General features: G+C 63.3%; 13 protein-coding genes. 8 read left to right on the forward strand and 5 right to left on the reverse strand.

Going from position 1 to position 13,152, the window contains the following annotated elements; genetic code table 11:
- From ABIB80_RS21275 to pncA, 3 genes are all read right to left on the reverse strand, one after another.
- On the reverse strand, positions 1–2,034 hold the full coding sequence (locus ABIB80_RS21275; RefSeq protein WP_219684334.1) for an NAD(+) synthase: 2,034 nt from the start codon (positions 2,032–2,034) through the stop codon (positions 1–3).
- 149 nt (positions 2,035–2,183) lie between these two features.
- A complete protein-coding gene (locus tag ABIB80_RS21280) occupies positions 2,184–3,299 on the reverse strand; it encodes an alpha/beta fold hydrolase (protein ID WP_219684336.1) in 1,116 nt (371 codons plus the stop codon).
- A 16-nt stretch (positions 3,300–3,315) separates the two neighbouring features.
- A complete protein-coding gene (pncA, locus tag ABIB80_RS21285; RefSeq protein ID WP_219684337.1) occupies positions 3,316–3,954 on the reverse strand; it encodes a bifunctional nicotinamidase/pyrazinamidase in 639 nt (212 codons plus the stop codon).
- Positions 3,955–4,210: 256 nt separating this feature from the next.
- Between pncA and glk the strand changes: the two genes are divergently transcribed.
- The 3 genes from glk (at position 4,211) to ABIB80_RS21300 (ending at position 5,824) form a co-directional block, all read left to right on the forward strand.
- Positions 4,211–5,182: a glucokinase gene (gene glk / locus ABIB80_RS21290; RefSeq protein ID WP_219684339.1), complete on the forward strand. Its 972-nt coding sequence runs from the start codon at positions 4,211–4,213 to the stop codon at positions 5,180–5,182.
- 139 nt (positions 5,183–5,321) lie between these two features.
- Positions 5,322–5,525 carry a hypothetical protein gene (locus tag ABIB80_RS21295; RefSeq protein ID WP_007590943.1) on the forward strand — a complete coding sequence of 68 codons (204 nt, stop codon included), beginning with the start codon at positions 5,322–5,324 and terminating at the stop codon, positions 5,523–5,525.
- 143 nt (positions 5,526–5,668) lie between these two features.
- A complete protein-coding gene (locus ABIB80_RS21300) occupies positions 5,669–5,824 on the forward strand; it encodes a hypothetical protein (protein ID WP_007590942.1) in 156 nt (51 codons plus the stop codon).
- 62 nt (positions 5,825–5,886) lie between these two features.
- Here ABIB80_RS21300 and ABIB80_RS21305 read toward each other — a convergent pair whose 3' ends face one another.
- Together ABIB80_RS21305 and ABIB80_RS21310 are read right to left on the reverse strand one after the other, a co-directional pair.
- Positions 5,887–6,264: a response regulator gene (locus tag ABIB80_RS21305; protein WP_007590941.1), complete on the reverse strand. Its 378-nt coding sequence runs from the start codon at positions 6,262–6,264 to the stop codon at positions 5,887–5,889.
- Positions 6,265–6,375: 111 nt separating this feature from the next.
- Positions 6,376–7,161, reverse strand: a complete 786-nt coding sequence (locus tag ABIB80_RS21310; protein ID WP_007590931.1) for a Spy/CpxP family protein refolding chaperone — start codon at positions 7,159–7,161, stop codon at positions 6,376–6,378.
- Positions 7,162–7,638: 477 nt separating this feature from the next.
- On the opposite strand from ABIB80_RS21310, the gene ABIB80_RS21315 reads away from it, so the two are divergent.
- The 5 genes from ABIB80_RS21315 to ABIB80_RS21335 all read left to right on the forward strand — a co-directional run bounded on the left by ABIB80_RS21315 (position 7,639) and on the right by ABIB80_RS21335 (position 13,106).
- Positions 7,639–8,979 (forward strand): ABC transporter substrate-binding protein, encoded by a 1,341-nt coding sequence (locus ABIB80_RS21315; RefSeq protein WP_007590930.1) that lies wholly within the window; start codon positions 7,639–7,641, stop codon positions 8,977–8,979.
- A gap of 147 nt (positions 8,980–9,126) precedes the next feature.
- Positions 9,127–10,065 (forward strand): carbohydrate ABC transporter permease, encoded by a 939-nt coding sequence (locus ABIB80_RS21320; protein ID WP_219684341.1) that lies wholly within the window; start codon positions 9,127–9,129, stop codon positions 10,063–10,065.
- A complete protein-coding gene (locus ABIB80_RS21325; RefSeq protein ID WP_219684342.1) occupies positions 10,065–10,976 on the forward strand; it encodes a carbohydrate ABC transporter permease in 912 nt (303 codons plus the stop codon). The genes ABIB80_RS21320 and ABIB80_RS21325 overlap by 1 nt, the downstream gene beginning before the upstream one ends.
- Positions 10,977–10,982: 6 nt before the next feature.
- Positions 10,983–12,083, forward strand: coding sequence for an ABC transporter ATP-binding protein (locus tag ABIB80_RS21330; protein ID WP_219684344.1), 1,101 nt, complete (start codon positions 10,983–10,985; stop codon positions 12,081–12,083).
- Positions 12,084–12,116: 33 nt separating this feature from the next.
- Positions 12,117–13,106 carry a hydroxyacid dehydrogenase gene (locus ABIB80_RS21335; RefSeq protein WP_219684345.1) on the forward strand — a complete coding sequence of 330 codons (990 nt, stop codon included), beginning with the start codon at positions 12,117–12,119 and terminating at the stop codon, positions 13,104–13,106.
- Positions 13,107–13,152 lie beyond the last annotated feature (46 nt).

The following is a 13,152-nucleotide window of genomic DNA, read 5'->3' on the forward strand; positions in this document are numbered from 1 at the left end:
TCAAACCGGCACATTCCGTTCGAGATCTTCAAGCCACGCCGCCGCGCTCGAATCCGACGGCGCGCGCCAGTCACCGCGCGGCGACAATGAGCCGCCGGCCGAAACCTTGGGGCCGTTCGGCATCGCCGAGCGCTTGAACTGGCTGAAAGCGAAGAAGCGGCGCAGAAACACCTCCAGCCAGCGGCGTATCTCGGGAAGGTCATAGGCCTTGCGCTTATCGGTCGGGAATGCCGGCGGCCATTCGCCCTGAGCAACGTCTTTCCAGGCCTGCAGCGCCATGAACGCGATCTTGGATGGCCGCATGCCGAACCGCAGCGTGTAGAACAGGTTGAAATCCTGGAGCTCGTAGGGACCGACGGAAGCTTCCGTGCTCTGTGGCTTCTCGCCCGGCTCGGCCGGAACCAGCTCCGGCGAGATTTCCGCCGACAGGATCGATCCAAGCGTTTGGTTGACGTCGTCGCTGAACTGCTTGGAAGCAATCACCCAGCGGATCAGATGCTGAATCAGCGTCTTCGGCACCCCGGCATTGACGTTATAATGCGCCATCTGGTCGCCGACGCCGTAGGTGCACCAGCCCAGCGCGAGCTCGGAGAGATCGCCGGTGCCAATCACGATGCCGCCGTGATGATTGGCGAGCCGGAACAGATAGTCCGTGCGCAGGCCCGCCTGCACATTCTCGAAGGTGACGTCGTAGACCTTCTCGCCCTTGCCGAAGGGATGGCCGATGTCCTTCAGCATTTGCGTCGCCGTGGTGCGAATGTCGAGCTCCTGCCAACTCGTCTGCAACGCCTTCATCAGCGCCAGCGCATTGGTCTTGCTCTCGCTGCCGGTGGCAAAGCCCGGCATGGTGTAGGCGAGAATGTTTTCGCGCGGCAGGCCAAGCAAATCGACCGCCTTGCCGGCGACGATCAAAGCGTGGGTGGAATCGAGCCCGCCCGAGACGCCGATGACGACGCGCTTGGTGCCTGTCGCGCGCATACGCTGGACCAGGCCCGCGACCTGAATGTTGTAGGCCTCATAGCAGTCCTGCTCGAGCAGGCTCTCGTCGCTCGGCACGAACGGAAAGCGCTCGACCTTGCGCAGGAAGCCGATATCGGCGGCCGGCGGCTTCAGGGTAAAAGTCACTTTCCGGAAGAAGGCCTCGCGCTGCCGGCGGTTGTCGTCGAAGGTTCCCATCAGTGCGCGCTCCTGCCTGAGCAGGTCAAGATCGACGTCGGCCAGCGTGATCTGGCCGCCCTGGCGGAACCGCTCGCCCTCGGTCAGTAGCACGCCGTTCTCGTAGATCGAGGTCTGGCCGTCCCAGGCAAGATCCGTGGTCGATTCCCCTGCCCCCGCCGCGGAATAGACATAGGCCGCGAGGCAGCGGGCCGAAGTCGATTGACACAAGAGCGCGCGCGAGCGGGCGCGGCCGATCGTGATCGGGCTGCCCGAGAGATTGATCAGCACGCTCGCGCCCGCGAGCGCGAGCTCGGAAGCCGGCGTCACCGGGATCCACATGTCCTCGCAGATCTCGACGCCGATGGTCAGGCCCGGGACGTCCTCGGCCGCGAACAGCAGGTCGACGCCGAAAGGGGCATGCAGCCCGCCAAAGGCGACCATCTCTTCGACGATGCCGGCGCCGGAGGCGAAATGCCGTCCCTCGTAGAATTCGCGATAGGTCGGCAGGTAACTCTTGGGCACGACGCCGAGGACTTTGCCGCGATGGATGACGACCGCGCAATTGTAGATGCGATTGCCAAAGCGCAACGGCGCGCCGACGATCAGGATGGTCATCAGGGCCGAGGATGCCTCAACGATGGCCACAAGCCCGCGCTCGACCGCATCGAGCAGCGGATCCTGCTTCACAAGATCTTCGATCGCATAGCCGGACAGACACAGCTCCGGAAACACGGCAACCGCCACTGACTGTTCGTGGCAGTCCTTCGCCGCCGCCAGAACCGCCGTCGCGTTGGCCGTGGGATCGGCCACATGAGAGGTGGTGACGCAGGCCGCCACGCGCGCAAATCCGTGGGCATAGATCGAGTGGAAACTCATCGAGCACAGTCCCTTTGTCTCGTCGCGACCGGCCTCCGCCAGCTCTGGACTCCATTTAACCCATCGACATGGCCCCGTGCAGGCCATTCGACGGCATGCATAACGGATTTGCAGCTTCGCTGCCCGGCGCCCGGCCCTTGGAGGCGGTGTCAGGCTCTGCGCACCAGCATGCCGGGCAGATCGTCGCACAGCCATTCGGCGATCCGGGGCCAGGCATGGCCATGGGTCCGCGCCCCCATGAACAGGCCAAGATGGTTGCTGGGCTCGGAGGCCGCCGCAACGAAGGCCGGCGGTGTGCCGAGCAAACCGGCGGTGGCGAGCGCCTGCGCAGCCGGCACGACGTCGTCATCGAGCCCGGCCAGCAGGAAGACCGGCGCCTTGACGTCCTTCAGATCAATCACGCGGCCGAGTGCCGTGAATTGGCCGCGCGCGATCCGGTTCTCTCGGAAGATCCAGTTGACGATCTCGAGATAATAGGTGCCGGGCAGATTGAGAGGCTCGGCGTTCCAGCGCTCGAAGCGTGCCAGCAGCGCCGCACCTTCCTCGCCGGAGAGGTCGCTCTGCAGCGCCGTCGCGATGTCGTCGCAGCTCGGCGCCTTCGACCAGACACGCAGCATCTCCTCGCCGCTGACATTGCCGCCGCCGCGGGCGACGAGCTGGTCATAGACCATCTCCGGCGCGTTGCGGGCGAGCTGCGACAGCCTGGACTCGATCGAGAGGTCGACGGGCGCGCCTGCCAGCACCAGCCGCCGCACCTTGGCGGGAAAGCGCGCCGCATAGAGCAGCGACAGCCAGCCACCCTGGCACAGGCCGACGAGATCGACCGGGGCGCCGATCTCGTCGACGGCGACGTTGAGATCGCCGAGATAGCTGTCGATCGAGAGATAGCGCATGTCGGGTGCGGCCGAGCGCCAGTCGGTGAGATAGACCCGGTCGATGCCGCCATTTTGCAGGGACTGCACCACGCTGTGGCCGGGCGCGAAGTCGGCGATCAGGGCCCGGTGCAGCGCATAGGGCGCGCAGACCAGTGCCGGGAGGCCGGAGCCCGTTCGCGTGCAATCGCGCAGGCGCATGGTCGCAAGCTCCAGCGCGACGGAGTTGGGCGTGGTCCACGGCAGACTGCTGTCGGCCTGCTCCGGCGGACCGCGGTCGAGCCATCCGAAGCAGGCGTCCATGGCAAGCCGAGCTGCTGCGAACGGCCACAGCAGCGGGTCATCCGGGACCGGGCCCGGTGCGCGCTGCTGTTTGCCGGTCTTCTCCGCCATGGCTATCTCACGGTCCTCACAGGAAGGCCTCGAAGCTGACGAGCGAAATACCGCGCTCCCGAAAACTCTGATGGGTCGCGGCCACCGAGCCGTCGAGATCGATGCCGCGGCAGGCGTCCTCGATGACTGCGACCTCGAACCCCGCCTTGCGGGCATCCTCCGCCGAGAAGCGGACGCAGAAATCGAACGCGAGGCCGGCGACGAAGACGGTGTTCAACTCGCGTTCGCGCAAATATCCGAGCAGGCCGGTCGGCGTTTTCCTGTCGTTCTCGAACAGCGCCGAATAGGAATCGATGCCGCGCCGAAACCCCTTCCGCACCACGAGATTTGCGCGAGTGGCGTCGAGATCGCGATGAAATTCAGCGCCGGCCGTGCCCTGCACGCAATGGCTCGGCCAGAGCACCTGGACGCCATAGTCAAGCGCAATGGTCTCGAACGGCTGTTTGCCCGTATGGTTCGGGGCAAAGGAGACATGATCGCGGGGATGCCAGTCCTGGGTCAGCACCACATTGGCGAATTTTTGGGCGATCCGATTGATGGCGGGGACAACCTTCTCGCCGCCGGGCACGGCGAGCGCCCCGCCCGTGCAAAAATCGTTCTGCACGTCGATGACCAGGAGCACGTCGCGGTCGGAAATCTTCATCGCAAGGTCCATTCCAGGCCATCCCGCGCGACCGGCGCCGAAGGCCACGCCGCCAGTGTCGATCTTCCCGCGCTGCTTCGCAACCACCGACAAGGTGCGGCGATATGCGCGAATGCACCCCGTCGGGACCGGGATGCAACGGTTTGGGCTGATACGTGTTGACTAGATCCACCCGGGGACGGATTCTGACAGCCGTTCGCGTCTTGCGATCGGATAGAGCGGAGGAAGCGGTTCCCGCAGCCGGAAGGGCTGCGGCAGCCATACGCACATGACCATCGGCAAGACAGGACAGATTCTTCTCGCCGATATCGGCGGCACCAATGCGCGCTTCGCGCTCAGTCAGGGCGACCAGACCGGACCGATCGACTACGTCAAAGTGGCAGACTTCCCGACCGTCCGGGAAGCCATTGCCGATGTTCTCGCGCGTCGCTGCCACGGCCTACCGCCCCCAAGGGCCGTGCTGGCCGTGGCGGGCCCGGTGACCAACAACCGCTGCGTCATGACCAACAGCCCCTGGGTCATCGACGGCAACGAGCTCCAGCCGGCCTTCGGCTTCGACAGCGTCCATGTGCTCAACGATTTCGAGGTGGTGGCCTGGTCCCTGCCCGCCCTGCAGCCCGCCGACCTGATCCCGCTCGGCAGACAAGATGGCCTTCCCGGAGAGCCGTTGCTGGTGGTTGGCCCCGGAACCGGCTTTGGCGTTTCCTGCCTGGTCGAGCGCCATGGCGCACGACTGGCTGTCGTCACCGAGGCCGGCCACGCGACCCTGCCGGCGGAGGACGAGCGCGAGGAACGCGTCATCGCCTGCATGCGCCGACGCCTCGGCCATGTCTCCATCGAGCGTGGCGCGTTGTCCGGTTCCGGCCTGCAAAGCCTCTACGAGGCGCTGGCCGAGATTGACGGCGCTCAGGTGCCGCATCGCGATGCTGCCGCCATCACGAAGGCCGCCCTGGAAGGCAGTTGCGAGCTCAGCCGCAAGACGCTGGAGATGTTTTGCGCCATTCTCGGCTCGGTCGCGGGCAATCTCGCGGTGACCTTCGGCGCACGCGGCGGCGTCTATATCGCCGGCGGAATCGTGCCGCGCTTTCCCGACTTCCTTGCAGCTTCCGCATTCCGGGCGCGCTTCGAAGCCAAGGGACGCTTCCAGGATTATCTGCGCAACATCCCGACCCGGCTGGTCACCAAACCCGATGCGAGTTTCCTCGGCCTCAAGATGTTCGCCGAGCACAACCAGCCTTAACGGCGCGCGCCTCCGTTCGCGCCCAGTAATTCACAGCTGATTAACGAGCACGCGCGCGCGACGCGGGATCGTGCTTGCGCGCACGTCCCGGATGAGAAACAATCCTGGCTTGTGTGTGGCGTAGTTGCGGGGGCGTGACATGCGTAAGCAGGATCTGGGTTTCGACTATCACCGCTATCACCGCCTGCTGCTCGAGGCGGACGACGATGGCAAGCGGCTGGCCCTGATCGAGCTCTTGATCGAGGAAAAGGCGCGTGACCGCCTCGCCGCCCAGCGCGCTTCGGACCGCGCCGCCATGACGGCCCACACCATCGCTACCGTGCTAAAGAACGGGCGCCAGTGAAACGAGTGATTGCGCTACGGTGCCCGCAAACGCGGCATCAATTGCCATTTCGTTAACGATCCCTCGAAAGCTCGCGTCAAACTTTTTGCTCTAGGAGTCCCCCCACCTGATCCAATTCAGGGGCAACAAAGGGGGGAATGAACATGAGCATGATTTCGATCGCCGCGATGCCGGCCACCATCGAAACCCGTTTGGCCGATTCTTCATTCAAGACCATCTTGCTGTTTTGCTGCACGGGCCTGGTCGCCTCGTTCGGCCTGATGGCGCGCGGCATCGATCTCGGCGCCGGCCTGATGTGAGACCGCGACGGATTCCGTCGCGAAGTGGCCGCCCCTGACGGGCGGCCATTTTTGTTTTGGTCTCAGTGCGGCGTCTTAGCTGCCGCTTCCGGAAACATCGAATCGATCATCGCCCTGAGCTGATCGATCGAAATCGGCTTGCGCAGGATCGGCCGCCGTCGGAGCAAGGACGGCAGCAGCTCCGGACCGTAGCCCGTGGCGAACAAAAACGGCTTGCCGCGACGCTCGATCAGGTCGGCGACCGGATCGACGTAGACGCCCTTGAGATTGATGTCGAGGATCGCAAGATCGTACTGCGCGGTCATGGCGAAAGCACTGGCGTCCCGCACATTGTCCGCTTCCGCGGCGACGTGGTGGCCGAGTTCCTCCACCATGTCCGCCATCATCATCCGGATCAACGTCTCGTCTTCGACCAGGAAAACGGAGAGTCCGTCCGCCATATCAACCCCGCCATCAGCTTCCGAAGCTAATCATAACCGAATCGCGAAGAGGATTCACGAATTCGTGGCGGGGGCCGTTAATTCGGACACGCCCGATCCGATTCAACTTGATCAATCCAGTCCTCGTTCGTGGCTGAGCCGCACCATCTCCTGTACGAAGACCTGCTTCTGCTTGTCATCGAGGCTCGAATAGAGGGGTTCGGCGGCGTCGGCGACATTGCGCTGGTCGGCAGCGCGGTCGATGAGAAATTGGGCCTCGTTGCGCATCTGCTCGACGATGTCGTCGGGAGGATCCCGCTTGGCGCGCGCAACCCGCAGGTTGAGCCGCTCAGCACCGTTATGCCCGAGGTAGTGCATGGCGCTCGAGAATCCGTACCAGTGCTTCTCCTGCTCGGGCGTGAGGTTCAGTTCGGTCTTGATCCGCTCAATATAGGAGTCGCTGTTGGTGACGATCTGGTCGGCGGTCAATTGCGGCGCGCCGGTCTGGGTCAGGACCGTGACATCCTGCGGAGCGTTCTTCGCCTCCTTGCTCGCCTTGGCGCCCTTGCCCGCCTTGGCGCTCTTGGCATCCTTGTCCTTGCCGGCGCCCTGCTTGGCGTCCTTGGCCGCATCCTTGCTTGCGTCCTTGCTCGCATCCTTGGCTGCAGGCGCCTGATTGCCATTATTGCCAACGCCGAGCACGCCGGTGAAAACGCCGACCACACCGCCGATCGCGCCGCCAAGCACGCCGCCGACCGGACCTGCCGCCTTGTTCCCGGCCGCCGCTCCTTCCTGAACCCCTTTGACCAGGCCTTGAGCGTTCGCCACCGCGGCTGCGCCGAGCAGCAACACGAAAACGGACCCCAGCGCGAACCATCGTCGCAGGTTAAGCCGCGCGAGCGGCGCCGGGTTGATCATTCTGGTCTCCATCTCGATCTGATTAGGCTGTTGGGGGTGAGAACCACTCGCCAGTTGCAACTCTATCGTTTTCACCGCTTCGAGGTCTAGCCACCGACAATTGCTATCCACGCCCGAAAAGTGTTTGGCCCGAGGCGCTTATGCAGGCTTATTCGAAACTGCGGCGTAATTGCGCATGCATCGGCCGGGCAGGTCGGCGCAAAGTGTGCGTCGCAAAATGACCGATCGTGGTTCATGGCCTGCGCAGGACATCGAGGGCACTGCCACCTTCCCGGACACAACGTTAGTTCTAGGCGCAAGTCGTTCGGTTTTCTCGACAGACGCAATCAATCATGATCTGATCGCGCTACCAATTTGCCTTCGAAGCCGACGGCATCAATAAGAAACGTCGAACAAGAAACTTTCAAAAAGAACGCAGAACTCGGAAGAGTTCAGAGGAAACGCCAGAACAATAAAACACCCAAGCGAGGAAACGAGATGTCACGCAAGACACTGACGCGACGTCAATTTGTGGCTGCCACTGCAATGTCCTCCACGGCGCTGATCGCGGCGCCCTATGTCCGGGGCGCTTACGCTGCCGGCAAACTTTCGATCGGCTTCTGGGACCACTGGGTGCCCGGCGCCAACGATGCCTCGACCGCTCTCGTCAAGGAATGGGGCGAGAAGGAGAAGGTCGAGGTTTCGATCGACTACATCACCAGCAACAACAAGAAGATCGAGCTGACCGCAGCGGCCGAAGCCCAGGCCAAGTCCGGTCACGATATTCTCCAGATGCCGAGCTGGTGGCCGCACGCTTATTCCGAGAATCTCGAGCCGCTCAACGACGTCATGGAGCCGCTCATCAAGCAGAACGGTGAGGTGAACGACACCGTCAAATATCTCGGGCGGTCGGGCGGCAAATGGCTCGCAGTGCCCGCGACGCCGGGAAGCCAGATCAAAGGCCCCTGCTCCCGCATAGATCTGATGAAGAAACACGCCGGCATCGACGTGCAGGAGATGTATCCGGTCGGCGCTCCGCCGAAGGCGGACAACTGGACCATGGAGACGTTCCTGAAGGCGGCCGAGGCCTGCCACAAGGCCGGCTTCCCCTTCGGCATCGGTCTCGGCGAGACCACCGACAGCGTCGACACTGCCGGCGCGATCTTCCAGTCGTTCGGCGCCGAGCTCGTCAACGCCAAGGGCGATATCACCGTCAAGACCGACGCGGTGCGGCAGGCGCTCGAATTCTACAAGAAGCTGATCGCCGTCCTGCCCACCGACGCGCCGTCCTGGGACGATGCCTCCAACAACAAATGGCTGATCTCAGGCCGCGGCGCGATGATCCTGAATCCGCCGAGCGCCTGGGCGGTCGCCAAGCGCGACGCACCGCAAGTCGCCGAACAGTGCTGGACGCACGGCTTCCCGTCCGGTCCGAAGGGCCGTTTTGCGCCCTTCCTGCCATACTTCTGGGGCGTCTGGGCCTTTGGCAAGAACAAGGAAGCGGCCAAGAGCTTGCTCGTTCACCTGTCCTCGCCAGCGGCGATCGAGAAGTTCGTCGCGGCGAGCGGCGGGTACGATCTCCCGGCCTACGCGAACATGACGAAGTTCAAGACTTGGGCCGAGGAAGGGCCGCCGAAGGGCACACTCTTCCACTATCCGGATCCCTACAAGCAGCAGACGATGTCGATCGCCGCGTCTCCGGCGCCGCCGAAGATCGCCCAGCAGATCTACTTCCAGGCGACGCTGACCAAGATGGCGCTGCGCTTTGCACAAGGAGAGAAGTTGGAAACCGCGCTCGCCTGGGCCGAGGGCGAGTGCGAAGGCTTCATGCGGACCTGAGCCGGGTATGTGCCATGGCGGTTCACGCTTCGGGCGTGGGCCGCCGAGGCACCCCTCGCTCGATCCGCTTGCCGAATGAAGCCGACGGCTGCGCCGGCTTCGCCGTTCCAGATATCCTGCTAGGTGTCCTGCAAAGAGGCTAAATTCATGGCCGATGTCGTCGTTGAGCAAGGCCGTCCCGCTCGAGCTGCGAGCCCGCGCAAACGGGCGAGCCTGCGCAATGCAATGGGACGGAAATCGACCGTAGCGTTCTTCCTGACGCTGCCGCTGATCCTCCTGATCGCCCTGCTCGTACTTTATCCCGCCTTCTACTCGGTCTACCTGGCGACGCTGAACAAGGCGATGACAAAATTCGTCGGCCTCACCAACTTCACCTTTCTGTTCAAGCGCGAAACGTTCTGGATGGTGGTGAGACAGTCCTGCATTTTTGCGATCACCGCCGTGGTCTTCAAAGCGCTGATCGGCTTCATCGTCGCGCATTTCGTCCACAACATTCCCGGCAAGAAGCAACGTAAATGGCGCGGCATGCTGCTGGTGCCCTGGGTGATCCCGCCGGCGATGAGCACGCTGGCATGGCTGTGGCTGTTCGACCCCTCCTACAGCGCCTTCAACTATACGCTCTCGTTCTTCGGCATCGGTCCCATCCCGTGGCTCGGTGATACCTTCTGGGCGCGTTTCTCCGTCATCCTCGTCAACGTCTGGTACGGCGCGCCGTTCTTCCTGATCATGTACCTGGCCGCGTTGAAATCCGTACCCGATCAGCTCTACGAAGCCGCAGCAATCGACGGCGCCAATTGGTGGCAGAAGATCTGGCACATCACCTTGCCGATGATGCGCAACATCATCGCCATCACCACGCTGTTCTCGCTGATCGTCACTTTCGCCAATTTCGACATCGTGCGCATCCTCACCTCCGGCGGTCCGCTCGACCGGACGCACCTGTTCGCCACCTGGGCGTTCCAGGTCGGCATCCAGAGCAGCGACATTCCGCTCGGCGCCTGCGTCTCGCTGTTCATGGTGCCGATCCTCGCCGTCGCAGCGGTCTTCATCCTGCGCGATGTCAACAAACGTGGGAACGAAGCCTGATGAGCACGCTCGCAATCGACAAGGCCGGACCGACACGCAAGGTCAAGCTTCGAAGCATGAGCCGCGACCGCACCTGGGCGCTGCGCTGGTCCTACTTTTTCCTGGTGCTGTTTGCGATCTTCTTCCTGATCCCGCCGATCTACATGCTGATCACCTCGCTCAAGAGCAGCGCGGAGATCTCGGCCGCCACCAATCCGTGGTGGGTATTTCATCCGACCCTCTCGAATTATGTCGAGCTACTGACCTCGAACCAGTTCCTGCGATTCTTCTGGAATTCGTCGATGATCTCGATCGTGGTCGTGATCGTGACGATGTTGATCAGCATTCCGGCGGCGTTTGCATTGGCGCGGATGAAGTTCTGGGGCTCGGCGACGCTCGCGACCGGCGTGTTCCTGACCTATCTCATTCCGGACAGCCTTCTGTTCATTCCGCTGTTCAAGGTGCTCGCGACCGTCCAGGAGTTCACCGGCATCCCCCTGCTCAACCGGTGGTACGTGCTGGTGTTCATCTATCCGACGCTGACCGTGCCGTTCTGCACCTGGATCATGATCGGTTATTTCGCCTCGATCCCGAAGGAGCTGGACGAGGCGGCTCTGATCGACGGCGCCTCCTGGCTGCAGACCCTGACGCGGATTTTCATCCCCGTTGCCCTGCCCGGCCTGATCGCAGCGACCATCTTCGCCTTCACCGTGTCCTGGGCGCAGTTCCTCTATCCGCTGGTGTTCACGACATCCATCGACCAGCTCGTGCTGCCGGTCGGCATCACCACCACGCTGATCAAGGGCGACGTCTTCAACTGGGGTCAGATCATGACCGGCGCGCTGCTTGGCGCTGCCCCGCCGCTGGTCATCTACGCCTTCCTGATGGACTATTACATTGCCGGCCTGACCGCCGGCGCGACAAAGGGTTGATGTCTTATGGCTGAGGTTGCGCTGCGGAAGGTGGTCAAGCGTTACGACGACGTCGAGGCGGTGCGCGGCATCGATCTCGACATCTCCGATCATGAGTTCATCGTGCTCGTCGGCCCCTCCGGCTGCGGCAAGTCGACGACGTTGCGGATGATCGCAGGGCTCGAGGACATCACCGACGGCGACATCATGATCGGCGGGGACGTCGTCAACGACGTGCCGCCGAAGGACCGCGACATCGCAATGGTGTTTCAGAACTATGCGCTCTATCCGCATATGACGGTTGCGGAGAACATGTCATTCGGGCTGCGGCTCAAGCACTATCCCAAGGCCGAGATCAAGGCGCGGGTGACCGAGGCCGCCCGCCTCCTCGACATCACCGACCTGATCGACCGCAAGCCGAAGCAGCTCTCCGGCGGCCAGCGCCAGCGCGTCGCCATGGGGCGGGCCATCGTGCGCAACCCGAAAGTCTTCCTGTTCGACGAGCCGCTGTCCAATCTCGACGCCAAGCTGCGCGTGCAGATGCGGATCGAGATCAAGAAGGTGCACCAGAAGGTCCGAACCACGACGGTCTACGTCACCCACGACCAGGTCGAGGCGATGACGCTGGCCGATCGCGTGGTGGTGATGAACAAGGGTCGGATCGAGCAGATCGGCACGCCGAACGAGCTCTACCACAAGCCGGCGACGCGCTTCGTCGCGGGCTTCATCGGCTCGCCGGCGATGAACTTCATTCCGTGCCGGCTCGAGGAGGTCGGCGGCAAGCTCAACATCCGCCTGACGGACCGCATCTCATTCCCGTTGCCGCCGGCCCGCGCCGCCCGTTACAGCGCACTGCCTCGATCTGAAAACCTGTTGCTCGGCATCCGTCCCGAACATCTCACGGAATCGCATGCGCATCTGGAGCCGGGTGTCGAGACCTTCGACACCGTGCTTGACGTCACCGAGCCGATGGGGATGGAGACGCTGGTCTATTTCGGACTGGAAGGCACGCCCGTCTGCGGCCGCGTCGATCCCAATGCGGGCGCCAAGGACGGGGCACCCATGCGTTTGGCAATGGACCTCAACAATATGCACCTGCTAAACGAGGCGACCGGCGTCGTCTTGTGACGGCCGGCCAAGAAACTCGCGCAGGTAGGGACGATGTCGACCAACAAGAAGAAAATCTTTGTCACGCAAACTTTGTCGCAAGGCGCCCGCGCCCTCCTCACCCAGCGAGATGACATCGAGCTCATCGAGTTTCCGAACCTGATCTCCGCCAAGGACTTCGAAGCGCTGCTGAAGAGCCACGCGCCGGTCCATGGCGTGGCGCTCGGCGCCACCGCTTTCGGCGAGACCGAGCTCGAAGCTTCAAAGGACATGAAGGTGGTGACCCGGATCGGCGTCGGTTACGACGCCGTCGACGTCCCAGCCCTTTCCCGCCGCAAGGTGCCGCTGATGGTCGCGGGCAGCGCGAACTCGCCCTCGGTCGCCGAGCAGGCGCTGTTCATGATGCTGACACTGGCCAAACGCGCGCAGGAGATGCACGCCTGCGTCAAGGACGGCAAATGGGCCGAGCGCCTCGGCATGCTGCCGTTCGATCTGTACGGCAAGACCGTCCTCATCGTCGGCTTCGGCCGCATCGGCACCCGCACCGCCAAGCGCTGCCTGGCGATGGACATGAATGTGCAGGTCTATGATCCCTACAAGGGAGCCGCGGAGATCAAGGCAGCCGGCTGCGAGCCGGTCGCCGATCTCGATGCCGCACTGCCGCACGCCGATTTCGTCACCATCCACTGCCCGAAGACGCCGGAGACCGTCGGCCTGTTCGATGCTGACAGGATCGGCCGGATGAAGCCGAAATCCTATCTCATCAACACCGCGCGCGGCGGCATCGTGAAGGAAGCGGCGCTGTATGACGCACTGGTCTCGGGCAAGCTCGCCGGTGCCGGCATCGACGTGTTCGAGGTCGAGCCGCCGCCGGTCAGCAACGCGCTGTTCGCGCTGCCCAACGTCATCATGGCCCCGCATGTCGCCGGCGTCACGGTCGAGGCGGTGAGCCGGATGAGCGAGCAGACCGCGCGCAACATCCTGAGTGTGCTGGACGGCGATCCCATCCGGCAGAACATCATCAATCAGGATGTCCTGGGCTGAGCTGGTCTTCCGGGCGGTTCTTCTGGGCGGACGATCAGTCCGCCCG

This window comes from Bradyrhizobium sp. i1.15.2, assembly GCF_040548425.1.
GTDB classification, from domain to species: Bacteria; Pseudomonadota; Alphaproteobacteria; order Rhizobiales; family Xanthobacteraceae; genus Bradyrhizobium; species Bradyrhizobium canariense.

Coding starts and splice junctions, on each gene's coding strand:
- ABIB80_RS21275 (WP_219684334.1), bottom strand. CDS start 2,034: ATGAGTTTCCACTCGATCTATGCCCACGGATTTGCGCGCGTGGCGGCC.
- ABIB80_RS21280 (WP_219684336.1), bottom strand. CDS start 3,299: ATGGCGGAGAAGACCGGCAAACAGCAGCGCGCACCGGGCCCGGTCCCG.
- pncA (WP_219684337.1), bottom strand. CDS start 3,954: ATGGACCTTGCGATGAAGATTTCCGACCGCGACGTGCTCCTGGTCATC.
- glk (WP_219684339.1), top strand. CDS start 4,211: ATGACCATCGGCAAGACAGGACAGATTCTTCTCGCCGATATCGGCGGC.
- ABIB80_RS21295 (WP_007590943.1), top strand. CDS start 5,322: ATGCGTAAGCAGGATCTGGGTTTCGACTATCACCGCTATCACCGCCTG.
- ABIB80_RS21300 (WP_007590942.1), top strand. CDS start 5,669: ATGAGCATGATTTCGATCGCCGCGATGCCGGCCACCATCGAAACCCGT.
- ABIB80_RS21305 (WP_007590941.1), bottom strand. CDS start 6,264: ATGGCGGACGGACTCTCCGTTTTCCTGGTCGAAGACGAGACGTTGATC.
- ABIB80_RS21310 (WP_007590931.1), bottom strand. CDS start 7,161: ATGATCAACCCGGCGCCGCTCGCGCGGCTTAACCTGCGACGATGGTTC.
- ABIB80_RS21315 (WP_007590930.1), top strand. CDS start 7,639: ATGTCACGCAAGACACTGACGCGACGTCAATTTGTGGCTGCCACTGCA.
- ABIB80_RS21320 (WP_219684341.1), top strand. CDS start 9,127: ATGGCCGATGTCGTCGTTGAGCAAGGCCGTCCCGCTCGAGCTGCGAGC.
- ABIB80_RS21325 (WP_219684342.1), top strand. CDS start 10,065: ATGAGCACGCTCGCAATCGACAAGGCCGGACCGACACGCAAGGTCAAG.
- ABIB80_RS21330 (WP_219684344.1), top strand. CDS start 10,983: ATGGCTGAGGTTGCGCTGCGGAAGGTGGTCAAGCGTTACGACGACGTC.
- ABIB80_RS21335 (WP_219684345.1), top strand. CDS start 12,117: ATGTCGACCAACAAGAAGAAAATCTTTGTCACGCAAACTTTGTCGCAA.